The sequence below is a fragment of the Neorhizobium populisoli genome (genome assembly GCF_019430945.1).
Taxonomy (GTDB): domain Bacteria; phylum Pseudomonadota; class Alphaproteobacteria; order Rhizobiales; family Rhizobiaceae; genus Neorhizobium; species Neorhizobium populisoli.
Window position 1 is genome coordinate 53,028 of the sequence record NZ_JAHYCB010000004.1, and the last position, 21,927, is coordinate 74,954.

General features: G+C 60.6%; 21 protein-coding genes. 13 read left to right on the forward strand and 8 right to left on the reverse strand.

What is annotated here, in order from left to right:
• Positions 1 to 48 precede the first annotated feature (48 nt).
• Both rhaI and KX729_RS11485 read right to left on the reverse strand, forming a co-directional pair.
• Positions 49 to 1,341, reverse strand: coding sequence for an L-rhamnose catabolism isomerase (gene rhaI / locus KX729_RS11480; RefSeq protein ID WP_219742603.1), 1,293 nt, complete (start codon positions 1,339 to 1,341; stop codon positions 49 to 51).
• A 168-nt stretch (positions 1,342 to 1,509) separates the two neighbouring features.
• The gene (locus KX729_RS11485; protein ID WP_219742604.1) at positions 1,510 to 3,606 is read right to left on the reverse strand and encodes a bifunctional rhamnulose-1-phosphate aldolase/short-chain dehydrogenase; all 2,097 of its coding nucleotides are present in this window, start codon (positions 3,604 to 3,606) and stop codon (positions 1,510 to 1,512) included.
• Between the two features lie 198 nt (positions 3,607 to 3,804).
• Here KX729_RS11485 and KX729_RS11490 point away from each other — a divergent pair, with 198 nt between their 5' ends.
• From KX729_RS11490 to KX729_RS11550, 13 genes are all read left to right on the forward strand, one after another.
• Positions 3,805 to 4,620: a DeoR/GlpR family DNA-binding transcription regulator gene (locus tag KX729_RS11490; protein ID WP_219742605.1), complete on the forward strand. Its 816-nt coding sequence runs from the start codon at positions 3,805 to 3,807 to the stop codon at positions 4,618 to 4,620.
• Between the two features lie 51 nt (positions 4,621 to 4,671).
• Positions 4,672 to 5,667 carry a rhamnose ABC transporter substrate-binding protein gene (rhaS, locus tag KX729_RS11495; protein WP_219742606.1) on the forward strand — a complete coding sequence of 332 codons (996 nt, stop codon included), beginning with the start codon at positions 4,672 to 4,674 and terminating at the stop codon, positions 5,665 to 5,667.
• A 331-nt stretch (positions 5,668 to 5,998) separates the two neighbouring features.
• Positions 5,999 to 7,468 (forward strand): sugar ABC transporter ATP-binding protein, encoded by a 1,470-nt coding sequence (locus KX729_RS11500; protein WP_246617578.1) that lies wholly within the window; start codon positions 5,999 to 6,001, stop codon positions 7,466 to 7,468.
• A 10-nt stretch (positions 7,469 to 7,478) separates the two neighbouring features.
• Positions 7,479 to 8,474, forward strand: a complete 996-nt coding sequence (locus KX729_RS11505; protein WP_219742608.1) for an ABC transporter permease — start codon at positions 7,479 to 7,481, stop codon at positions 8,472 to 8,474.
• Positions 8,471 to 9,472, forward strand: a complete 1,002-nt coding sequence (locus KX729_RS11510; protein ID WP_219742609.1) for an ABC transporter permease — start codon at positions 8,471 to 8,473, stop codon at positions 9,470 to 9,472. Before KX729_RS11505 ends, KX729_RS11510 begins: the two co-directional genes overlap by 4 nt.
• Positions 9,469 to 9,789: an L-rhamnose mutarotase gene (rhaM, locus tag KX729_RS11515; protein ID WP_219742610.1), complete on the forward strand. Its 321-nt coding sequence runs from the start codon at positions 9,469 to 9,471 to the stop codon at positions 9,787 to 9,789. Before KX729_RS11510 ends, rhaM begins: the two co-directional genes overlap by 4 nt.
• The gene (locus KX729_RS11520) at positions 9,786 to 11,192 is read left to right on the forward strand and encodes an FGGY-family carbohydrate kinase (RefSeq protein WP_219742611.1); all 1,407 of its coding nucleotides are present in this window, start codon (positions 9,786 to 9,788) and stop codon (positions 11,190 to 11,192) included. The genes rhaM and KX729_RS11520 overlap by 4 nt, the downstream gene beginning before the upstream one ends.
• A gap of 207 nt (positions 11,193 to 11,399) precedes the next feature.
• Positions 11,400 to 12,278, forward strand: a complete 879-nt coding sequence (locus KX729_RS11525; protein ID WP_219742612.1) for a dihydrodipicolinate synthase family protein — start codon at positions 11,400 to 11,402, stop codon at positions 12,276 to 12,278.
• A 22-nt stretch (positions 12,279 to 12,300) separates the two neighbouring features.
• Positions 12,301 to 12,963 (forward strand): GntR family transcriptional regulator, encoded by a 663-nt coding sequence (locus KX729_RS11530; RefSeq protein WP_219742613.1) that lies wholly within the window; start codon positions 12,301 to 12,303, stop codon positions 12,961 to 12,963.
• Between the two features lie 57 nt (positions 12,964 to 13,020).
• Positions 13,021 to 14,352 carry an ABC transporter substrate-binding protein gene (locus KX729_RS11535; protein ID WP_219742614.1) on the forward strand — a complete coding sequence of 444 codons (1,332 nt, stop codon included), beginning with the start codon at positions 13,021 to 13,023 and terminating at the stop codon, positions 14,350 to 14,352.
• A complete protein-coding gene (locus KX729_RS11540) occupies positions 14,352 to 15,287 on the forward strand; it encodes a carbohydrate ABC transporter permease (protein WP_219742615.1) in 936 nt (311 codons plus the stop codon). Before KX729_RS11535 ends, KX729_RS11540 begins: the two co-directional genes overlap by 1 nt.
• A 14-nt stretch (positions 15,288 to 15,301) precedes the next feature.
• Positions 15,302 to 16,123: a carbohydrate ABC transporter permease gene (locus tag KX729_RS11545; RefSeq protein ID WP_219742616.1), complete on the forward strand. Its 822-nt coding sequence runs from the start codon at positions 15,302 to 15,304 to the stop codon at positions 16,121 to 16,123.
• A gap of 25 nt (positions 16,124 to 16,148) precedes the next feature.
• The gene (locus KX729_RS11550; protein WP_219742617.1) at positions 16,149 to 17,207 is read left to right on the forward strand and encodes an ABC transporter ATP-binding protein; all 1,059 of its coding nucleotides are present in this window, start codon (positions 16,149 to 16,151) and stop codon (positions 17,205 to 17,207) included.
• 63 nt (positions 17,208 to 17,270) lie between these two features.
• Here the strand turns inward: KX729_RS11550 and KX729_RS11555 are convergent, their stop codons facing one another.
• The 6 genes from KX729_RS11555 to aroQ all read right to left on the reverse strand — a co-directional run bounded on the left by KX729_RS11555 (position 17,271) and on the right by aroQ (position 21,906).
• On the reverse strand, positions 17,271 to 18,317 hold the full coding sequence (locus KX729_RS11555; RefSeq protein ID WP_219742618.1) for a Gfo/Idh/MocA family protein: 1,047 nt from the start codon (positions 18,315 to 18,317) through the stop codon (positions 17,271 to 17,273).
• Between the two features lie 30 nt (positions 18,318 to 18,347).
• Positions 18,348 to 19,175 carry a shikimate dehydrogenase family protein gene (locus KX729_RS11560; RefSeq protein WP_219742619.1) on the reverse strand — a complete coding sequence of 276 codons (828 nt, stop codon included), beginning with the start codon at positions 19,173 to 19,175 and terminating at the stop codon, positions 18,348 to 18,350.
• A 98-nt stretch (positions 19,176 to 19,273) separates the two neighbouring features.
• Positions 19,274 to 20,002, reverse strand: a complete 729-nt coding sequence (locus KX729_RS11565; RefSeq protein ID WP_219743110.1) for an amino acid ABC transporter ATP-binding protein — start codon at positions 20,000 to 20,002, stop codon at positions 19,274 to 19,276.
• Positions 20,003 to 20,081: 79 nt separating this feature from the next.
• The gene (locus tag KX729_RS11570; RefSeq protein ID WP_219742620.1) at positions 20,082 to 20,723 is read right to left on the reverse strand and encodes an amino acid ABC transporter permease; all 642 of its coding nucleotides are present in this window, start codon (positions 20,721 to 20,723) and stop codon (positions 20,082 to 20,084) included.
• A 10-nt stretch (positions 20,724 to 20,733) separates the two neighbouring features.
• A complete protein-coding gene (locus tag KX729_RS11575) occupies positions 20,734 to 21,402 on the reverse strand; it encodes an amino acid ABC transporter permease (RefSeq protein WP_219742621.1) in 669 nt (222 codons plus the stop codon).
• Between the two features lie 60 nt (positions 21,403 to 21,462).
• Complete coding sequence (aroQ, locus tag KX729_RS11580; RefSeq protein ID WP_219742622.1) at positions 21,463 to 21,906, reverse strand: type II 3-dehydroquinate dehydratase; 444 nt, start codon at positions 21,904 to 21,906, stop codon at positions 21,463 to 21,465.
• Between the last annotated feature and the right edge of the window lie 21 nt (positions 21,907 to 21,927).

Below are 21,927 nucleotides of genomic sequence, written 5' to 3' on the forward strand. Positions count from 1 at the left end.
TCTTTCATTTTCGTCATATAGCTGTAAAGCGGCTTCCGAAGGTCCCTATCAGACGATCCCGCCGCCACCGGCAGAGGACGCCGGGCGCTCCGCCGTAACCTTCTTGCGATAGCCGCTGGCGCGATATGCCGCGACCGGATCGATCGCCCCGCCGGCCCTCCGCCGGGCTTCCGCGAGGATCGGCTCGACATCGGTGCGGTAAGCACGCTTCAGGCTTTCCGATGCCATCAGCGCATCGTTTTCCTGCTGATATCCATCGAGCGCCTTGCGATCGACGAGCAATGCCTGCGCATAGGCGCGGCGGATCTCGTTGGCGCTGGAAATCAGGCTTTCGATCGGATCGGTGACGTTGTGCGACTGGTCGATCATATGGGCCGGATGGAAACCCTTGACGCCGCGATATTCGGCATCGACCAATTCGTTGAAGACGAGAAACAGCCGATAGGGCTCGATCGCGCCGGCATCCAGATCGTCGTCGCCGTATTTGGAATCGTTGAAATGGAAGCCGCCCAGCTTGCCGAACTGAATGAGGCGCGCGACGATCATCTCGATATTGGTGTTCGGCGCGTGGTGGCCGAGATCGACCAGGCACATGGCTTTTTCGCCGAGCGTATTGGCGATCAGGTAATTGGTGCCCCAGTCCTGCACGACCGTCGAATAGAATGCCGGCTCATACATCTTGTGTTCGGAGAACAGCCGCCAATCGTCCGGCAGCGCCTTGTAGATCTCCGCCATCGACGCGAGGTAACGTTCGAAAACGCGCGTGAAATGGCTCTGGCCCGGGAAATTCGAACCGTCGCCGATCCATACTGTCAGCGCCTTGGAGCCGATCGCCTTGCCGATCTCGATACATTCGAGATTGTGCTCGACCGCCTGGGCGCGGGTTGCCGCGTCCGTATGGCTGAGCGAGCCGTATTTGTAGGAATGGGCCTGGCCCGGGGCGTCGGAGAACGTGTTGGAGTTCATGGCGTCGAAACCGAGGCCCAGCGCATCACCCCTGGCCCGCAATTCCTTCGGATCGGCCTTGTCCCACGGGATATGCAGCGAGACGGTCGGTGTCGCCTGGGTCAGCTGATGGATGACCGAACAATCGTCGAGCTTGTCGAAAATGCCACGTGGTTCGCCCTGGCCGGGAAAGCGGGCAAAACGGGTGCCGCCGGTGCCAACGCCCCATGAGGGGACGGCGACGAAAAATTCCGAGACTTTTTTGGTGATAGCGTCGATGTCCACGCCACGGCGCGACAAATTTTCGCCGAGTGCGGCGTAATCAGATGTGAGCGCTTTTGAGCGTTTGTCGTTTTCGGCGGAGATGATGTCCGCGGCGATCTGTAGTTCTGTCATGTGTTCCTCCCAAAGCCCCTCATCCACCCTGCCGGGCACCTTCTCCCCGTAAACGGGGCGAAGGAGAATCGTGGCACCCTCTCCATTCAAACCAGCGTCGCTTGAGGCACGTCCCCTCTCCCCGCGTTCGGGGAGGGGGTTAGTGAGGGGCAAGCCGGTCGACGACGACTAGCGCGTAAAACTCTGCGCATTCCCGGCATCGACATTGATGATATTGCCGGTCGATTTCGCGGATAGGTCCGACGCCAGGAAGTAGATCGCCTCCGCAATATCCTCCGGAAACACATTGAGCTTCAGCATCGAACGCTTGCGGTAATGCTCTTCAAGCTCCGAAACCTCGATCTTGGACGAGGCAGCCCGCTGTTCGCGCCACTCGCCGTTCCAGATCTTCGAACCGCGCAGAACCGCATCAGGATTGACCGTATTGACGCGAATACCAGCATCCGCGCCTTCCAGCGCCAGGCAACGGGCGAGATGGATTTCGGCAGCCTTGGCCGTGCAATAAGCGGACGCATTCGGCGACGAGGCAAGCCCGTTCTTCGAGGCGACGAAGACGACGTTACCGCCGAGCTTCTGCCGACGGAACAGCCGGAAGGCCTCACGCGACACGAGGAAATAACCGGTCGCCAGGATGTCGATATTCTTGCTCCACATGGCAAGCGTCGTTTCCTCGACCGGAGCCGAGGAGGCAATGCCGGCATTCGAGACGAGGATATCAACGCCGCCAAATTCGACGCAGGCTTCGGAGAACGCTTCCAGCACGCCTACTTCGCTGGTGACGTCGAGCAGCACGCCGCGCACCGCATCCTTGCCGAAGGACTTTTCGAAATCCGCCTTGGTAGCGTCCAAAGCCGCGCCGTCAATATCCACCAGCACGACGCAGGCGCCCTCGCCCATCAGCCGCGAGGCCGTCGCCCGGCCGATGCCGCCGGCGCCGCCGGTGACGAAAGCCACCTGACCGGCGAGGCTTTTCGGCTTCGGCATGCGCTGCAGCTTGGCCTCTTCGAGCAGCCAGTATTCGATGTCGAAGGCCTCCTGCTCCGGCAGGCCCTGATATTCGGAAACGGTAGACGCGCCGCGCATCACGTTGATGGCGTTGACATAGAACTCGCCGGCAATGCGGGCGGTTGCCTTGTCGCGCGCGAAGGACAACATACCAACGCCGGGAATAAGGAAAACGACAGGGTTCGGGTCACGCATCTTCGGCGAGTTGTCGTGTTTGCAGGCTTCGTAATAACGTGCGTAGTCGGCGCGGTAATCTTCCAACGCCTTGTCGAGGCCGGCGATGACCGCATCGACATCGGGCTTGGCCGGATCGAAATCGACGATCAGTGGCCGGATCTTGGTACGCAGGAAATGGTCCGGGCAGGACGTGCCGAGGTTTCCGAGCGGCTTCAGATCTTTCGAATTGACGAATTCCAGCACCGCGTCCTGATCGTCGAAATCGCCGAGCTTGCGCTCCGCCTTGCCGATGCGGCCACGGATTTCCGGCATCAGCTTCGCCGCGATCGCCCGTCGCTCCGGCGCCGGCAGGCTGTTCGTCACGGAACCGCCGAAGACCGTCTTGCCTTCCGTTTCCTTGGCAAACCACTCGATCGCCTTGTTGATGATCTCGAGCGTCAGTTTATAGCAGGCCTTGGCGTCGTTATCCCAGGTAAACAGGCCATGGCTTTCCAGCACGACGCCCTTGGCATTCGGATTGGCCTTCACGAAGGCTTCGACATCGAGGCCCAGCTGAAAACCCGGGCGACGCCAGGGCAGCCAGCCTATCGCATCGCCAAAGATCTGCCGCGTCAGTTCCTTGGAATTCTTCGAAGCGGCAATGGCGATGATCGCGTCGGGATGCATGTGATCGACGTGCGTGAAGGGCACGAAACCATGCAGCGGCGTATCAATTGAAGCAGCGCGTGGATTGAGGTTAAAGGTGCAATGCGGAAGGAAGCCGACCATGCGGTCCTCGTCCTCGACGCCCTTATAGATGCCCTTCAGCGCTTCGAGCTTGTCCATGTAGAGGGTCGCGAAACCGTCCAGCTTAATCGTGCCGACATCGCCGCCCGAGCCCTTGACCCACATGACCTTGACCTTTTCGCCGGTCAGCGGGTCGGTCTCCATCACTTTGGCGGACGTATTGCCGCCGCCGTAATTGGTGATGCGCTTGTCGGCGCCGAGCAGGTTGGAGCGATAGAGCAGTTTGCCGGGCTCATCGAGCTTGGCGGCATAGGAATCATCCCAATGGTTTTCGAGAAGGCGGGTTTGGCCCGACATGGCTTGTCCTCCCAATATTTCGGCTTACGGCAGCAAACAGCCGCCATCTCCCTGCCATGGGTATCGCGCATCGCCGCAACACATGTCAATCAAAAACGATCACAAACTTTCATTGTGCAGCGCAATAAAAGCGAATTTGATCGTTTCTGATTGACAACGGTAAATTTCAAGTAATAGTTGATGCTTAGGAGGAGCCCCATGCACGAACGTGAACGCCATCGCATCATCCTGAGCGCGATCCAGGAAAAGCCTGTGATCACCGTGCAGGATATTGCCGAGCTGACCGAGGCTTCCGAAGCCACGATCCGGCGCGACATTGCGGCATTGCATGTGCAGGGTAAGCTCCGGCGTGTGCGTGGTGGAGCCGAAGCGGTGCACCCGCCGCAGATCGGCCAGCTTGCCGCTCGTTCTTTCCGAGTTTCGGAAGGCGTCAATATCGACAAGAAGCGGGCGATTGCCCGCCGCGCCGTCGAGCTTTGCGACGAGGGCGACAGCGTCATCATCAACGGCGGCACGACGACGTTTCAGATGGTGCATTTCATGTCGGCCCGTCGGCTGCAGGTGATGACCAATTCCTTCGCCATCGCCGAACATCTGGTCAAACATTCGAAAAGCACGGTGACGATCCCGGGCGGCGCGATCTATCGCGAGCAGAGCTTGATCCTGTCGCCCTTCGAGAACGATGCGATCCGCAATTTTTATGCGCGCCGCATGTTCATCGGCGCACAGGGCATCGGCCCGCTCGGCGTGATGGAAGGCGATGCGCTAGTGATCCAGAGCGAACAGAAACTGATGCATCAGGCCGAAGAGCTGATCGTCATGGTGGATTCGTCGAAATTCAACCGCCGTTCGAGCCTCATTTTATGCCCGCTGGAACGGGTGACGACGATCATTACCGACGACGGAATTTCGGATGATGCGGCGCGGATGATCGAAGAGGCCGGCGTGACGCTGATTATCGCCGGCGCCGCGGCCGCGGACATGGTGAAGGAGGATTCCTCGTCCGCCGCATGAGGAGCGGCTGGCGGGAGAAGGATTGAACTTTTCAACTGGGAGGACTGAACAATGAAACTTGCCAAGAAATTAGCACTGGGCGTGGCGCTTGCCTTCGCCGCAATGACCACGGCAGCCGGTGCTGCCGACATGAAGATCGCACTCGTCGTCAAATCGCTCGGCAACGGCTTCTTCGAGGCCGCCAACAAAGGTGCGCAGGAAGCAGCCAAGGAACTGGGCGGCGTGCAGGTGATCTATACCGGCCCGACATCGACCACCGCCGAAGGCCAGATCGAGGTGATCAACTCGCTGATCGCCCAGGGCGTCGATGCAATCGCGATCTCCGCCAACGATCCGGACGCCGTCATTCCGGCGCTGAAAAAGGCCGCACAGCGCGGCATCAAGGTCATTTCCTGGGATTCGGCGGTCGCCAAGGAAGGCCGCATCATGCACCTGAACCCGTCGTCCAACGAACTGATCGGCAAGATGTGCCTGACGCTCGCCAAGGACCATCTGGACGGCGGCAAGGGCGATTTCGCCATCCTGTCTGCCACCACCACATCGACGAACCAGAACACTTGGATCGCCGAGATGAAGAAGCAGATCAAGGACTTTCCAGGCCTCAACCTCGCCACCACCGTCTACGGTGACGACCTCGCCGACAAGTCCTATCGCGAAGCCCAGGGCCTCCTGAAGTCGCAGCCGAACGTCAAGGTCATCGTCGCTCCGACCACCGTTGGTGTGCTCGCTGCCTCGCAGGCCGTCAAGGATGCCGGCATGATCGGCAAGGTCTATGTCACCGGCCTCGGCCTACCGTCCGAAATGGCGGGCGCCATCAAGTCGGGCGCGACGAAGGAATTCGCCATCTGGAACCCGATCGACCTCGGTTATTCGGCCACCCAGATCGCCTATCACCTCGTCAAGGGCGATGCCACGGGCAAGCCGGGCTCGGACATCAAGGCCGGCCGCATGGGTTCGATCAAGATCGGCGAAAATGGTGAGGCGGCCATGGCCGATCCGTTCGTCTACAATGCCAAGAACATCGACGAGTTTTCGAAGATTTTCTGAGGCTTAGGCACATATTGAACGGCAGGCGCATGTAGCCCCCTCATCCGCCTGCCGGCACCTTCTCCCCGCTGGGGAGAAGGGAAGATGTGGCATCGCCAACGTCCCCATCTGACCGCGAAGAAGAAGGTGCCGCAGTATCGCTATTCCCTCCTCTCCCGTCGGGGAGAGGGTGGCCGAGCGTAGGCGGACGCCGGGTGAGGGGGCCGCCCGGCACGACGCTTCCAATTCCTGGCATCAAAAATAACGGCCACGCATGATAAACGGCGTTACCAAAATCCAAGACGGCTCCCCTCGCCCGGTACAGCTGGCCGCCCCCGCCCCCATCCTGGAAATGCGCGGCATCAGCCAGATATTCCCCGGCGTCAAGGCGCTCGATGGCGTCAGCCTCACGCTTTACCCCGGCCAAGTCACAGCCCTGATCGGCGAAAACGGCGCCGGCAAGTCGACGCTGGTCAAGATTCTCACCGGCATCTATCGCCCCAACGAAGGCGAGATGTTCATCGATGGCCAGCCGATCGCCTTCCACAGCGCTCAGGCCGCCATCGATGCCGGCGTCACCGCCATCCACCAGGAAACCGTGCTGTTCGACGAATTGACCGTCAGCGAAAACATCTTTCTCGGCCACGCGCCGCGCACCCGGTTCGGAACGATCGACTGGCGCGCAATCAACGACCGCTCAAAAGCGCTCATGCGTGAACTCGAGAGCGATATTGACCCGACCATCCGCCTCCGCGATCTCTCAATTGCCCAACGTCATCTCGTGGCAATCGCCCGGGCGCTGTCGGTGGAAGCCCGCATCGTCATCATGGACGAACCGACCGCTGCCCTTTCCCGCAAGGAGATCGATGATCTCTTCCGCATCGTCGAAGGCCTGAAGCGGCAGGGCAAGGCGATCCTGTTCATCAGCCACAAGTTCGATGAGGTCTACGAGATCGCTGAAAACTTCGTGGTGTTCCGCGACGGCCGCGCCGTCGGCCAGGGCCGGCTAAAGGATACGCCGCAGGACGAGATCGTCCGCCTGATGGTCGGCCGTGACGTCAAGGATGTCTTCCCCAAGGTGGCGGTCGAGATCGGCGCACCGGTTCTTGCCGTCGAGCGCTACTGCCATCCGACCGAGTTTCGCGACATCTCCTTCGAACTGCGCCGCGGCGAAATCCTCGGCATTTACGGCCTGATCGGCGCCGGGCGTTCCGAACTCTGCCAGTCGCTGTTCGGCATCACCCGTCCTTCCGCCGGGCAGTTGATGCTGGAAGGCCGGCCGATCGACATCCGCTCGTCGAGCGACGCGATCCGCGCCGGCATCGTCTACGTGCCGGAAGAGCGCGGCCGCCATGGTCTGGCGCTGCCCATGCCGATCTTCCAGAACATGTCGCTGCCCTCGCTCACAAAGACTTCCCGCTCCGGTTTCCTGAAGGCCGCCAACGAACTTTCGCTGGCCCGCAAATATGCCGAGCGACTCGATCTGCGCGCCGCGGCCCTTTCCGTTCCCGTTGGTACGCTGTCGGGCGGCAACCAGCAGAAGGTGGTGATCGGCAAATGGCTGGCGACGCAGCCGAAGGTCATCATCCTCGACGAACCCACCAAGGGCATCGACATCGGCTCCAAGGCTGCCGTCCACGGCTTCATCGGGGAACTCGCCGCCGAAGGCCTGTCGATCATCATGGTCTCGTCCGAACTGCCCGAAATCCTCGGCATGTCCGACCGGGTGATGGTGATGCGCGAGGGACTTATGGCCGGGTTGTTCGAGCGCGATCAGCTAAGTGCCGAACTGCTCGTTCGCGCCGCGACCGGCAATCATTGAGGAGAATATGATGCAGCGCCTCTTCAAGAACCGCGAAATCCTGCTCACCCTCATCATCGCCATCATGATCACCGGGTTTGCAACCCGCGCCCAAGGGTTTGCGACGCCCGCAAGCCTCACCAACATTTTCAACGACACCTCGATCCTGATCATCCTGGCGCTCGGGCAGATGACGGTCATCCTGACGAAATCGATCGATCTTTCCGTCGCGGCCAATCTCGCCTTTACCGGCATGGCGGTGGCCATGACCAACGCAGCTTTTCCCGGCCTGCCGCTGGCGCTTTTGATTGTTATGGCAATCGGTATCGGCGCCTTTCTCGGCGCGATCAACGGTTATCTCGTCTGGGCGCTGCAAATGCCGTCGATCGTTGTCACCCTCGGCACGCTCACGATCTATCGCGGCATGGCCTTCGTGCTGTCGGGCGGCGGCTGGGTCAACGCACATCAGATGACGCCGCCCTTCCTCAACATCCCGCGTCTTCCCCTGCTCGGCCTGCCCGTCCTCTCTTGGATCGCCATCGCGATCGTCATCGGCGCCTGGTTCGTGCTGACCCGCCTGCCTTTCGGCCGCGCCGCCTATGCCTCCGGCGGTAATCCCACAGCCGCCGTTTATGCCGGCATCGATATCGGCCGGACGAAGTTTCTCGCCTTCGTGCTTTCCGGCGCGCTGGCTGGCCTGTCCGGCTATCTCTGGGTTTCGCGTTACGCGGTCGCTTATGTGGATATCGCCGCCGGTTTCGAACTCGATACGGTCGCAGCCTGCGTCATCGGCGGCATATCGATTGCCGGCGGCATCGGCTCGGTCGGCGGCGCGGTGCTCGGTGCGCTGTTCCTCGGCGTCATCAAGAACGCGCTACCCGTCATCGGCATCTCGCCATTCGCACAGATGGCGATCTCCGGCATCGTCATCGTGCTCGCCGTCGTCTTCAACGCGCGGGCGGAAAAGAAGGCAGGCCGCATCATTCTGCGTGATCGAGCAGCCCATCATCAGGAGGCGTCCGCATGAGCGATGTCGCAGAATCAAAACGGGTGATCCCGGATCGGTTGGGCACGAAAACCTCGCGCATCCTGGCAAGCTGGGAAGTGCTGCTGTTCGGCGTGGCGGTGCTGATCTTCGTCTTCAATTCGCTCGCTTCGCCCTATTTCCTGAACGCCTGGAATCTTTCCGACGCCACCTTCAACTTCACCGAAAAGGGAATGATCGCCTTCGCCATGGCGCTGCTGGTCATCGCCGGCGAGATCGACCTATCGGTGGCCGCGATCATCGCGCTCGCCTCGACCGCGATGGGCGCCGCTGCACAGATGGGCGTCGGCACCGCCGGACTGGTAGGGATCGGCATCGGCGTGGGGCTCGCCTGCGGCGCCTTCAACGGCCTGCTCGTCTCCGGCCTTCGCCTGCCCTCGATCGTCGTGACGATCGGCACGATGAGCCTATTCCGCGGCATTTCCTATATCGTGCTCGGCGACCAGGCCTACGGCAAATATCCAGCCGATTTCGCTTTCTTCGGTCAGGGTTACGTCGTCTGGGTCTTCTCTTTCGAATTCGCTCTGTTCATCGCACTCGCCATTGCCTTCGCCATTCTGCTGCATGCCACCAATTTCGGCCGGCAGGTCTTCGTCATCGGCAACAATGAATTCGCCGCACGCTTTTCCGGCATTCCGGTCGAGCGGGTAAAGTTCATCCTGTTTCTGCTGACCGGCCTGATGTCCGGTGTCGCCGCCGTCTGCCTCACGTCACGCCTTGGCTCCACACGTCCCTCGATCGCGCAAGGCTGGGAGCTGGAAGTGGTGACCATGGTCGTGCTTGGCGGCATATCGATTCTCGGCGGCGCGGGCACGATTGCCGGCGTCGTCATCGCCGCCTTCGTCATGGGCCTCGTCACCTTTGGGCTGGGGCTCCTGAACGTGCCGGGCATCGTCATGTCAATCTTCGTCGGGCTGCTACTGATCGTCACCATCGCCGTGCCGATCATCGCCCGCCGCGTCAGGGAAATGAGCAGATGAAAATGGAAAAGCATGCTTTCAAGATGAAGCTCCATCCCGGCATGGAAGCGGAATATCTGAAGCGCCATAACGAAATCTGGCCGGAACTCGTCGCCCTGTTGCACGAAGCCGGCGTCAGCGACTATTCGATCCATCTCGACCGCGAAACCAATATCCTGTTCGGCGTCCTGACCCGGCCAGAAAACCATACGATGGCGAGCCTGCCGGATCATCCCGTCATGAAAAAATGGTGGGCGCATATGGCCGATATCATGGAGACCAATCCGGACAATTCGCCCATCGCCGCCGATCTCGTGACGGTCTTTCACCTGCCATGAGTGTTGCGAAGAAGATCGCCGTTCTCGATATCGGCAAGACCAATGCCAAGGTCGTCGTGCTCGACTGCGCTACCGGAACGGAAATCGCCGAACGCCGCGTGCCGAACCGCGTGCTTACCGGGCCGCCCTACCCGCATTACGATATCGAAGCGCTGTGGTCTTTCGCTCTTGAGGCTCTGGCGGCCTTTTCAGTTGAACTCGGTTTCGATGCCATATCGATCACCACCCACGGCGCTTCGGCCGTTCTGCTGGATGCGAGCGGCGATCTCGCCATGCCTGTGCTCGACTACGAGCATATTTATCCGGAAGACATCCAGAAGGCCTACTCTGATCTCCGGCCGCCTTTTTCGGAAACCTTTTCGCCCGCACTTTCCGGCGGGCTGAATGTCGGCGCCCAGATCCACTATCAGAAGGCCGTCTTTCCGGAGGACTTCGCCCGTGTCCGCGCGATCCTGACCTATCCGCAATACTGGGCTTTCAGGCTGACCGGCGTTCTGGCAAACGAGGTCACCTCGCTTGGTTGCCACACCGATCTCTGGCGCCCGCGTGATGGAGATTACTCCTCACTTGTGGATGCGCTCGACCTTCGTGATCTCATGGCCCCCATGCGGTCGGCCTTCGATGAACTCGGCCCGCTTCTGCCCGGAATTGTGAAGAGGCTGGGCCTTGAAAAGACAGTCCCGGTCTATTGCGGCATCCACGATTCCAACGCCTCGCTGCTGCCGCACCTGATCGGCCGCGAACCGCCCTTTGCAGTCGTCTCGACCGGCACCTGGGTGATCAATTTCGCGGTCGGCGGCGATCTCGATCATCTCGATCCGCGCCGCGATGCGCTGGCCAACGTCGATGCCTATGGCCGCGCCGTGCCCTCTTCCCGTTTCATGGGTGGCCGGGAATTCGAAATTCTCACCGCCGAACTCGGTGAACTCGATCAGGCCGCCGCCATGGACGCCATGCCGGTGGCAATCGAGAGGCAGATCATGCTGCTCCCCAACCTCACGGCGGGCTCCGGCCCCTTTCCGGGAGGCCAGCGGCGATGGATCAACGATGCCGGGGCATCGACGCCGCAGCGCTGGGCCACCGCCTATCTCTACCTTGCCCTGATGACCGAGACCTGCCTTGAACTGATCGGCGCCAAAGGTCCCATACTGGTCGAAGGCCCCTTCTCGCTCAACAGCAACTACCTTGCGGCACTTGCTGCCTTGACCAATCGCGAGGTCTTCGCACTCGCAGGCTCGACCGGCACAAGCCAAGGCGCTGCATTGCTAGCAGGAAGCGGACCGACAGGAGGAAAGCCGATCGATATCCAACCTCTGAAACAAGCTGGATTGGCCGAATATCGTGCCATCTGGCGTCAGCGAACCATAGACATTACCGATGCCCAAGAGCCATCGCGGTATTAACACGATGCCGGTCTTCGCTCCTCTGTTTGTGTCCTTTTCATATTGTTGGTCGCGACCAGCAGGAAAACTCATTTTCCATTCGAATCGACACTATCGGGTCAGTTCTTCGCATCTGCACACCTCAAAACACATCAAAATGCGTTGTTGCACCTGACATGTCAGCGTGCAAACACTGTGCTTGTCACAATGAGGTTCGGTAATTTCAAAATGCGCTTCGGTCTCTCTGTCGCACTTGCGACTCCCTTCGAAAAAGACGGCAGCATCGCGTTTGGCGCCATGGTTGCGCAAGCTCGCCGCAGCCTTGATGCGGGCTGCGCCAGTATCGCCCTGTTCGGCACGACGGGCGAAGGCTGCTCTGTCGGAACCCGTGAGCGTGAAGCCGTTTTGGATGCGGTGATTTCGGGCGGCGTCGCGCCGAACCAGATCGTTGCAGGCGTTCTCGTCGATGCGGCAGCAGATGCTGCCGATCAGGCAGGTCACGCCCTCTCGAAGGGGGTGCGAAACATCCTCCTCGCCCCGCCCTCCTATTTCAAGAATGTCAGCGAAGACGGCCTATTCGGCTGGTATTCTGCGGTCTTCACCCTTCTGGGTGACAGGGCGCGGGACATCATCGTCTATCACATCCCGTCTGTCACGATGGCACCATTGACCCATTCGCTGATCGCGCGGTTGCGCCAGGCCTTTCCGGGCGTCGTCACCGGCGTCAAGGATTCCGGCGGTGAATGGGGTTTCACCGAAAAGCTTCTAAAGGAACACGGCGACCTGATGATACTGATCGGTGACGAAAGGCATCTGGCTCAAGGTGTGCGGCTCGGTGGGCAGGGAGCGATTTCCGGCGTTGCGAATTTCGCGCCCCGCGAAGTCCGCCGCATGGCGGTGGACGGTCAGGAAGACCAGCGCGTCACCGATCTCGTCGTCGAGATGCTGAAATATCCGGTAACGCCGGCCGTGAAATCGCTGACCGCCTACCTGACGGATGATCCGTCCTGGCTGGCGGTGCGCCCGCCGCTGTTGCCGATCACCGAAGAAGGGCAGCGCGAGCTCGCCTCTGCATTCGACGCGCTGTTTCGGTCAAAGGCTGCCTGAACGGATGGACGAAGGGCGCTCCATGGAAGCCAAGAGCGAGGAGCCATCGACGCTGCGCGAAAGGGCCTACAAGAGCTTTACGCACCATCTTCTGGCGCGTGACGTTCGGCCGGGCCAATTCGTCTCGCAGCGCCGGCTGGTAGAGCTGACCGGACTTCCGTTGGGTGCCATTCGCGAACTCGTGCCGCGTCTGGAGGCCGAGGGGCTGATCAAGACCGTGCCGCAGCGCGGGCTGCAGATCGCCCATATCGACCTGAACCTGATCCGCGAAGCCTTTCAGCTTCGGCTGTTTCTGGAAAAGGAAGCAGTAGCCCTTTTTGTGGGCACCGCGTCCGATCAGGTGATCGCGAAGATGCTGAAGGAACATCGTGAAATTGCCGAAGCTATCCAGGGCGGCAATGACAGTCATGAACTGGAATTACATGCGCAAACGGTCGATTGGGGCATGCATGATGCCTTCATCGATGCGCTTGGAAATACGATCATTTCGAATGCCTATCGCGTCAATTCGATCAAGATGCGGCTGATCAGCCAGGAACGCTTCCGCATCGATGGACGAGTAGGGCCGGTGATGGACGAACATCTGAAAGTGCTGGGCGCGATCGAGCGGCGATCCGCGGAGGAGGCGGTCGCAGCGCTCGTGGCACATATCAACCACGCGCGGGATCGCGCGACCAGACTTTAGGACATTGGAAAATCCGCCGGACATTGGAGTATCCGGCACATAAGAGGAGGGAGTAGCATGTCATCTTCATTCTGGAATCCAACACGCCGCGGCTTTCTGGCCGGATCGGCGGCATTGGGCGCAGCCGGTCTTGCCGGCGTACGCCCGGCATCGGCTGCCGTCGATTGGAAAAAGTTCGCCGGCACGACGCTGGAGGTGAACCTCGTCAAGAGCCCACGCGGCGATACGATCATCAAGTATCTGGCCGAATTCGAAGCCCTGACGGGCATCAAGGTTAACGCAGAAGCAACCCCTGAGCAACAGCAGCGCCAGAAGACGACGATCGAGCTGTCCTCCGGCAAGCCGAGCTTCGACGTCATCCACCTGAGCTACCACGTCCAGAAGCGCCAGTTCGAAAAAGGCGGCTGGCTGGCCGATATCAGCGGCTTCCTGAAGGATCCGTCGCTGACCGATCCTTCGCTGGTCGAAAGCGATTTTGCCGAAGCCGGCATGACCTTCGCCAAGGACAAGGACGGCAAGATCCGCTCCCTGCCCTTCTCGGTTGATTACTGGATCGTCTACTGGAACAAGGAATTGTTCGAGAAGAAGGGCCTCAGCTATCCGAAGACCTTCGAGGAAATGGCCGCCGCCGCCGAGGCGTTGACCGACAAGAGCACCAATACCTACGGTTTCGTCGCCCGCGGCCTGAAGAACGCCAACGTTCCGGTCTGGACGACCTTGATGCTGGGTTATGGAGCAACGCCGCTCGGTACCGACGGCAAGCTGCAGACGACGTCCGAAGGCGCCGTCGAAGCTGCAAAGCTTTACCAGCGCCTGATGACCAAAGCCGCACCGGCCGGCATTTCCGGCTTCAACTGGGCGGAATCCCAGTCGGCCTTCCTGCAGGGCAAGGTCGGCATGTGGCTGGATGGCGTCGGTTTCGCGCCGCCGCTTGAAGACCCCACCAAGTCGCGCGTCGTCGGCAAGGTCGGTTATGGCGTCATGCCGAAGGGACCGAAGGCGCAGGCAGCGGCGACCACCGGTGACGGTATCGGCGTTGTCGCCGCCAGCACCAAGAAGGAAGCCGCCTATCTGTTCTGCCAGTGGGTCATTTCCAAGGAAATGGGTGCCCGCCTCCTCCAAGCCGGTGCCGGCGTTCCGTTCCGCCAGTCGGTTCTGAATGACGCGGAAGTCCGCAAGGGCGTCACCATGCCCGGCGCCTGGGTGGATGCAGTTGCTGCGTCCGGCAAAGTCTCGCAGCTCGCGCTGCCGGTCATCATCCCGGTTACCGAGTTCCGCGACATCTATGGCGTCGGCCTCACCAACATGATCGGCGGCGCAGACCCGGCGGCGGAACTCAAGTCGGCAACGGCGCAGTTCGAACCGGTCCTGGCCAAGAGCGAGGGATAATGGCCTCCGTGAGCATCGAAGCAGCAGCGGACAAACGAGGCGTCAAGGGGAGCAAGCCGGCAAGGCTTGCTCCCAACTACTGGCCCTTCGTCGTTCCGGCCCTGATCGTCATCGGGGCGGTCATCGTTTTCCCCTGGGTCTTCACTCTCTGGATGAGCGTTCACAGCTGGACGCTCGGCCAGGAGCAGACATTCGCCGGTCTGGACAATTACATCCGGCTGGCGACCGATTTTCGCTTCTGGGAATCGCTCTGGCACACGCTGATCTTCACGGTTCTGGCCGTCGTCGTGCCGCTGTTTCTCGGCACGCTCGCAGCGCTGATTTTCGATGCTCAATTCCCGCTCAGGGGCTTCCTGCGCGGCGTCTTCGTCATGCCGATGATGGCGACCCCGGTCGCCATCGCACTGGTCTGGACCATGATGTTCCACCCGCAGCTCGGCGTTCTCAACTATCTCCTGTCGCTGGTCGGCATAGGCCCGCAGGAATGGATCTACAATCGTTACAGTGTCATCCCCTCGCTGGTCATCGTCGAGACCTGGCAGTGGACGCCACTGATCATGCTGATAGTGCTCGGCGGGCTAGCCGCCGTGCCGCGTGAGCCTTATGAAAGCGCCGAAATCGACGGTGCCAATGCCTGGCAGAAGTTCCGCTACCTGACGCTGCCGATGATCGCCCCCTTCCTGATGATCGGCGTCATCATCCGCTCGATCGACGCGATCAAGAGCTTCGACATCATTTATGCGATGACCCAAGGCGGCCCAGGCACGGCGTCGGAAACGATCAATATCTACCTCTACAACACCGCCTTCTCCTATTACGACATCGGCTACGGCTCGGCGATGGCGGTGATCTTCTTCGTCATCATCATCGCGCTCTCCTTCGTGCTGATGATGGTGCGGGCGCGGACCAACTGGTCGGATGTGGTAGATCGCTGATGACCCGACGCTTGATGAAACGCAAAACGCTTGACCGCATCGGCCTCCTGTTCGTGGCACTTGTTATGGTCTCGCCGGTCGTCCTGTTCTTCATCTGGATGATTTCCCTGTCGCTCAAATACGAGATCGAAAACGGCGCTTATCCGCCGATCCTGATCCCGGAAAACTTCGCCTGGACGAACTATGTGCAGGTCTTCAAGGAGAATAATTTCTTCCTGTATTTCTGGAATTCCGTGCTGGTCACGGGTGCCGCGACCCTGCTCGCCCTGATTATCGGCGTGCCGGCCGGTTACGGCATTGCGCGGTTGAAGGCGGAGCGGGCGGCGATCGTCATCATGATCGCCCGCATGACGCCCGGCCTGTCCTTCCTCATCCCGCTTTTCCTGCTGTTTCAATGGATGAACCTGCTCGGCACGCTCTGGCCGCAGATCATCATCCATCTCGTCGTCACCGTGCCGATCGTCGTGTGGATCATGATCGGATATTTCGAGACGACACCGATGGAGTTGGAAGAAGCCGCCAGCATAGACGGCGCGACGCCCTGGCAGGTCTTTCGCCTTGTGGCGCTGCCGATCGCCAAGCCAGGAATCGTCGTCGCCTTCATCCTGGCGCTGATTTTTTCCTGGAACAACTTCGTCTTCGGCATCGTGCTCGCCAGCCGCACCACGCGAACACTGCCGGTCGCCGTCTACAACATGCTTTCCTTTGAACAGGTCAGCTGGGGGCCACTTGCCGCAGCCGCGCTGATCGTCACCCTCCCCGTGCTGGTGCTCACGCTCTTTGCCCAGAAACAGATCGTCGCGGGCCTGACGGCTGGTGCGGTCAAGGGCGGCTGAGCAGAACACAGATCAGGATTATCCCATGGCACCCGTTACCCTTCACAACATTCAGAAGCACTTCGGCGCGGTCAGCGTCATCCAGGATTTGAGCGTCGATATCGCCGATGGCGAATTCGTCGTGCTGGTCGGTCCTTCCGGCTGCGGCAAGTCCACGCTGCTGCGCATGGTCGCCGGCCTCGAAGAGGTCAGCGGCGGCCAGATCCGTATCGGCGCCCGAGAGGTTAGCGATCTGCCGGCCCGCGACCGGGACATCGCGATGGTCTTCCAGAATTATGCGCTTTATCCGCATATGACGGTGGAGGAAAACATGGGCTTTGCCCTGAAGCTTAAGAAGGCTAACCCGGCGGACACCGCGCAGCGGGTCAAGAAAGCCGCCGAAATTCTCGGCCTCGAAAAGCTGCTCGACCGCTATCCCCGCCAGCTTTCCGGCGGCCAGCGCCAACGTGTCGCCATGGGCCGCGCCATTGTCCGCAATCCGCAGGTCTTCCTGTTCGACGAACCGCTGTCCAACCTGGATGCCAAGCTGCGCGTCGTGATGCGCGGTGAGATCAAGGCCATGCATCAGCGCATCGGCACCACGACCATCTACGTCACGCACGACCAGATCGAAGCGATGACCATGGCCGACAAGATTGTCGTGCTGCATGACGGCAATATCGAACAGGTCGGCGCGCCGCTCGATCTCTACGACCGGCCGGCAAATCTCTTCGTCGCTGGTTTCATCGGCTCGCCGTCGATGAACTTTCTCGAAGGTAAGGTTGAGGAAGGCGTTTTCCGCACTGACAAGGGCTTGATCCTGCCGCTGCCGGCCAATGCAACGCCGGAAGAGTTCGCCGGCCGGCCGCTGGTCTACGGTATCCGCCCGGAGCATATCCGCGTCGGCGATCAGGGCATCCAGGGCCGTGCGGCGATCGTCGAAGGCACCGGTTCGGAAATTTTCGCCAAGCTCGATTGCGGCAGCGAGCAGATTTCCTGCCTGTTCCGCGAGCGGATCGATATCCGCTTCGGCGACACGGTGGGCATATCGATCGACCCGAAACAGGTCCATCTCTTCGACAAGGCGAGCGGCCGCCGGCTTTAACGCAATCGCCCCGGGGCTTTATCGAGGCGCCGAACCCGTCGCCTCGACCTTATTCGAAAATGGTCAGCCGAGCATGTCCGCGACATTCACGACGCCGTTTTCCCGACCGGCCTTGGCGATCGCCAGGACCGTCGCCAGCGTCATCATCCCGTCGCGGGCCGAAACGAGCGGCTCCGCCTTGCCGGCGATGATGTCGGCGAAATGGTTGAGCTGGTTTTCATAGGCGCGGCTGCCGTCGAGCGTCACATGCTGGCGCAGCAGCGGATGTTGCCAGTGATGCGCTTCCGTCTCATGCCGCCAGATATCCATGGACGGGATCGACAACGCAGCCTTGGTGCCGGCAAGAAAATAGGTATTTTCCGGCTGATGCGGGAAGTACAGCGCTTGGCCGGCCGCGGTATCCCAATTGTAAGGAGAGACCGCCGTATCGCTCATGATAAACGTGCCGAGCGCGCCGTTGGCGAACGAGACGCTGACGCTTGCCGTATCCTCGACTTCAAACGAGCGGACGGCATTCGACGTGAAAGCCATCACCCGCTCGATATCGCCGCAGATGAAGCGCATGCAATCGATATCGTGGATGAGGTTGATCAGCAGCGGACCGCCACCCGGCTGGCGTCGCCATGCGGCATCGAAATACGGTTCCGGCTTGTCGGTCATCCACATGGCGTTGACCGCAACGAGACGTCCGAGCGCGGCCTCGCTCACCAGCTGCCGCGCCTTGGCGATATCCGGGCTGTGCCGGCGCTGATGGCCGACCAGGACTGGAACGCCGGTCAGCTCGACAGCTTCCACCAGCAGCTTTGCGGCATCAAGGCTATCGGCGATCGGCTTTTCCACCAGACTTGGAACGCCGCGTTCAATACAGGCGAGCGCTGCTTCCACATGCAGCGCATTCGGCAAGGCGATGATTGCGCCATCCGGTTTCATCGTGTCCAGCATCTCGCGCATGTCGGTGAAATAATGGGCGCCGAACTCTTCCGACAGCGCCTTGCCGGCTTCCGAGATGTCGGCAATGCCGACCAGCTCGACGCGGTGATTGGCGCGCAGCAGGATGGCGTGTTCGCGGCCGATCAACCCTGCTCCCATCAACACGATTTTCTGGGTCACGGAAGTCTTCCTTTCAGGATCGAGATCAGTTCAGACATGGGCGATTTCGCGAAGATATTCGGCAGTCGTCGTCGGAAACCCGAAGAATTCCAGATAGGCGGGGATCTGCTCGAACAGCATGTCGATGCCGACCTGGAATTCGCAGCTGCGTGCCCGGGCTGCGGCGAGAAACGGCGTGATTTCCTGCTTTAATACCACTTCGCCGACGAAAGCGGAGGGAGAAATGCGTGAGACATCGAACGGCAGCGGATCATTGTCCTTCATGCCGAGCGGCGTGGCGTTGACGACGATATCATAGCCGTCCGGATCGACCACGCCGGTGACGACATTCACCTCCGGATAGTGAAGGCGCAGCCGCTCGGCGAGTTCGTTCATCATCGGCGCGTGGGCATCGTAAAGGGCGAGCTCCGCGATGCCGGCCTGCGCCAGCGACGCGGCAATCGCGGAGCCGACACCGCCGGCGCCCGCCATGATGCCGCGCTTTCCGTTGATCTGCCTCCCCCGGCGCAGCACGCCGCGCACAAAACCTTCGCCGTCGAACATGTCGCCGATCAGCTTGCCATCGGCGTTCAGCCGCACCGCATTGCAGGCACCCGCCACCTGGACGCTTTTCGACACCTCGTCGAGCAGACCCACGGTGGTGATCTTGTGCGGCATGGTCACCAGTGCGCCGTGAATGTTCGAAAGCTTGAAGACCAGCCTGAGGAAGGCGGGATAGTCTTCCGACCGACACCCCATCGGGATCACGGCAGCGTCAATGCCGCTCTTCTCGAAATAGGGGTTGTAGATCAGCGGCGCCTTGAACGTGTGCGTCGGATAGCCGAGATGAGCGATGAGTTTCGTATTGCCGTTAATCATCGGCCTTTACCTTTTGAAGTCCGGGCAAGTTTGGGCATTCGCCGCGGCAGCCCGCGGCGGTGTCTGGCTTCAGGAGCTTTGTTCAGTCGTATCGGCCGTCAGTGCCCGAGAATCTCGCCCAGGAATTTCCGCGTGCGTTCGTGTTTGGGATTGGAGAAGAACTCGACCGGCGGCGCTTCCTCGACGATCGCGCCGCTCGCCATGAAAATGACGCGGTCGGCGACCTGGCGGGCAAAGCCCATTTCGTGGGTGACGCAGATCATCGTCATGCCTTCGCGGGCAAGATCGATCATCGTGTCGAGCACTTCCTTGACCATTTCCGGATCGAGCGCAGAGGTCGGCTCGTCGAACAGCATGACCTGCGGCCGCATGCAGAGAGCACGGGCGATCGCCACGCGCTGCTGCTGTCCGCCGGAAAGCTGGGCCGGATATTTCTCCGCCTGCTCGGCGATCTTGACCCGCTCCAGCAACTGCCGCGCCCGGCCTTCGGCTTCCGCCTTGCCGAGCCCCAGTGCCCGCATCGGCGCCAGCATGCAGTTCTGCAGCACGGTGAGATGCGGAAAAAGATTGAACTGCTGGAACACCATGCCGACTTCGCGGCGCACCGCGTCGATGCTTTTGGCCTGATGGCCGAGCAGAATGCCGCCGACCCGGATTTCGCCCTGCTGATAGGCTTCCAGATGGTTGATGCAGCGGATCAGCGTCGACTTGCCGGACCCGGACGGGCCGCAAAGCACGATCTTTTCGCCCTTGCGCACCGAGACGTTGATATCGTTCAGGGCCTGGAACGCGCCATACCATTTCGCGACGCCAGTCATGCTGATCATCGTCTCGGCGCTGGCCTTGGTGGTCGAGATGTCGCTCATCGAAGAGCCTCCGGAGAAAGTGAGAGCTTGCGATTCATGGTCACCTCGCCGACGCCGCGAACTTGCGTTCGAGATGGGCGCCATAAATGGTCAGCGGGCAGCACATGATAAAGTAGAGGATGCCGACGATCCCGAAGACCGTCAGAGGCTGGAAGATCTGGTTGGAAATGATATTGCCCGCACGGGTCAGCTCGGTGAAACCGACGATCGAGGCGAGCGACGTACCCTTGATGAGCTGAACGAGAAAGCCGATCGTGGCGGGCAGCGAGATGCGCAGCGCCTGCGGCAGGACGACATCTTTCATCCGTGAGACATAGCTCAGCGCCAAAGCCTTGGAGGCCTCCGTCTGACCTTTCGGCACGGCCTCGATCGCACCGCGCCAGATTTCGCCGAGATAGGCGCTGGCATGCAGGGTGAGACCGACCGACACGGCCACCCAGGCATCCACCTTGATGCCGATCAGCGCCAGCCCATAATAGACCACGAAAAGCTGCATCAGCAGCGGGGTGCCCTGGAAGATGGCGATATAGCCGGAAACCACGGTTTCGACCGGACGGGAACCGCAGGTGCGCGCCAGCGCGATCCCGAGGCCGGCGATACAGCCGCAGACGAAGCCGACCACGGAGAGTGCTACCGTCCACTTGAGACCCATCAGCAGGAAGAGGAATTCATCTTGACCCATGATCGTCTCCTCACTTGACCGGATAGGCGAAATAACGGGCCGAGAAGAATGCAAAGAGGCGCATCATCAGCCAGGAGATGACGAGGTAGAAGGCCGTCACGGTGAAATAGACCTCGAAGCTACGGAAACTGTCGGATTCGATCCGCTGCGAGACGGAGGTCAGCTCGTAGGCGGAGATGGCCGAAGCGATACTGGTGGTCAGAGTGAGAAGCACGAACTGGCTGGTGAGCGACGGGAAGATCGCCCTCAGCGCCGGCTTCAACACGATCAGGCGAAAAACCTGCGCCTTGTGCAGGCCGAGCGCCAGACCGGCTTCCACCTGCCCCTTGGAAATCGACTGCACGCCGCCGCGAATGATCTCGATCGCATAGGCGCCGCCATTGATGCCGAGCGCGATGATCGCCGTCGGCGTCGGATCAAGCCTGAGACCGGCCAGCGGCAGCGCGAAGTAGATAAAGAAGATCTGCACCAGGAACGGCGTGTTGCGAATGATCTCGACGAAGCCGATCACCAACCAGCGCAAAGCCTTGATCTTCGAGGTGCGCAGCACGACGCCGCCGATGCCGATGACGGTTGCCAGCAGCATGCCGCAGATCGCCAGCACGAACGTGCCGAGACATGCGGTCAGAAGGTTCGGCATGCCTTCGATGACCGGTGTGAAATCCAGTGTGTAGTTCATCGTCGTTCCTACGGGGTCTTTCCTATGGGACACCCAGTTATCCCAGGAGCATCCTGAAGATCAGGACGCCTTCGCCATATCGGCCATGGCCTCGATGGCCAGTTCGTAACCCCGCGCGCCGAAGCCGATCATAATGGCGGTGGCGATGCGGGAGATCAGCGAATTGTGGTAGATGCTCTCGCGGGCATGGACATTGGAAATGTGCAGCTCGATCTTCGGTCCGTCAAACGTCTTCAACGCATCGAGCAGCGCGATCGACGTGAAAGTATAGGCGGCCGGATTGATGATGATGCCGCAGGCCTCTTTGCGGGCCTGGTGAATGGATTCTACCAATTCACCCTCGAAATTCGTCTGGCGGAAATCGATCTTGAAGCCCAGAGTTTCGGCCTTCGCCTCGCAGTTCCGGCGAATGTCCGCCAGCGTCGTCGAGCCATAGATATGCGGTTCGCGCTCGCCGAGCAGGTTGAGATTGGGGCCGTTCAGCACAAAGATCGTCTTGCTCATTGCCATGCTCCGAAGTCATGC

What these genes read in the sequence shown, in the direction of transcription:
- rhaM (WP_219742610.1), top strand. Translation starts at nt 9,469, where the DNA reads ATGAAAATGGAAAAGCATGCTTTCAAGATGAAGCTCCATCCCGGCATG.
- KX729_RS11505 (WP_219742608.1), top strand. Translation starts at nt 7,479, where the DNA reads ATGCAGCGCCTCTTCAAGAACCGCGAAATCCTGCTCACCCTCATCATC.
- rhaS (WP_219742606.1), top strand. Translation starts at nt 4,672, where the DNA reads ATGAAACTTGCCAAGAAATTAGCACTGGGCGTGGCGCTTGCCTTCGCC.
- KX729_RS11570 (WP_219742620.1), bottom strand. Translation starts at nt 20,723, where the DNA reads ATGGGTCAAGATGAATTCCTCTTCCTGCTGATGGGTCTCAAGTGGACG.
- KX729_RS11560 (WP_219742619.1), bottom strand. Translation starts at nt 19,175, where the DNA reads ATGATTAACGGCAATACGAAACTCATCGCTCATCTCGGCTATCCGACG.
- rhaI (WP_219742603.1), bottom strand. Translation starts at nt 1,341, where the DNA reads ATGACAGAACTACAGATCGCCGCGGACATCATCTCCGCCGAAAACGAC.
- KX729_RS11510 (WP_219742609.1), top strand. Translation starts at nt 8,471, where the DNA reads ATGAGCGATGTCGCAGAATCAAAACGGGTGATCCCGGATCGGTTGGGC.
- KX729_RS11490 (WP_219742605.1), top strand. Translation starts at nt 3,805, where the DNA reads ATGCACGAACGTGAACGCCATCGCATCATCCTGAGCGCGATCCAGGAA.
- KX729_RS11540 (WP_219742615.1), top strand. Translation starts at nt 14,352, where the DNA reads ATGGCCTCCGTGAGCATCGAAGCAGCAGCGGACAAACGAGGCGTCAAG.
- aroQ (WP_219742622.1), bottom strand. Translation starts at nt 21,906, where the DNA reads ATGAGCAAGACGATCTTTGTGCTGAACGGCCCCAATCTCAACCTGCTC.
- KX729_RS11550 (WP_219742617.1), top strand. Translation starts at nt 16,149, where the DNA reads ATGGCACCCGTTACCCTTCACAACATTCAGAAGCACTTCGGCGCGGTC.
- KX729_RS11525 (WP_219742612.1), top strand. Translation starts at nt 11,400, where the DNA reads ATGCGCTTCGGTCTCTCTGTCGCACTTGCGACTCCCTTCGAAAAAGAC.
- KX729_RS11500 (WP_246617578.1), top strand. Translation starts at nt 5,999, where the DNA reads ATGCGCGGCATCAGCCAGATATTCCCCGGCGTCAAGGCGCTCGATGGC.
- KX729_RS11565 (WP_219743110.1), bottom strand. Translation starts at nt 20,002, where the DNA reads ATGATCAGCATGACTGGCGTCGCGAAATGGTATGGCGCGTTCCAGGCC.
- KX729_RS11545 (WP_219742616.1), top strand. Translation starts at nt 15,302, where the DNA reads ATGAAACGCAAAACGCTTGACCGCATCGGCCTCCTGTTCGTGGCACTT.
- KX729_RS11575 (WP_219742621.1), bottom strand. Translation starts at nt 21,402, where the DNA reads ATGAACTACACACTGGATTTCACACCGGTCATCGAAGGCATGCCGAAC.
- KX729_RS11530 (WP_219742613.1), top strand. Translation starts at nt 12,301, where the DNA reads ATGGAAGCCAAGAGCGAGGAGCCATCGACGCTGCGCGAAAGGGCCTAC.
- KX729_RS11535 (WP_219742614.1), top strand. Translation starts at nt 13,021, where the DNA reads ATGTCATCTTCATTCTGGAATCCAACACGCCGCGGCTTTCTGGCCGGA.
- KX729_RS11485 (WP_219742604.1), bottom strand. Translation starts at nt 3,606, where the DNA reads ATGTCGGGCCAAACCCGCCTTCTCGAAAACCATTGGGATGATTCCTAT.
- KX729_RS11520 (WP_219742611.1), top strand. Translation starts at nt 9,786, where the DNA reads ATGAGTGTTGCGAAGAAGATCGCCGTTCTCGATATCGGCAAGACCAAT.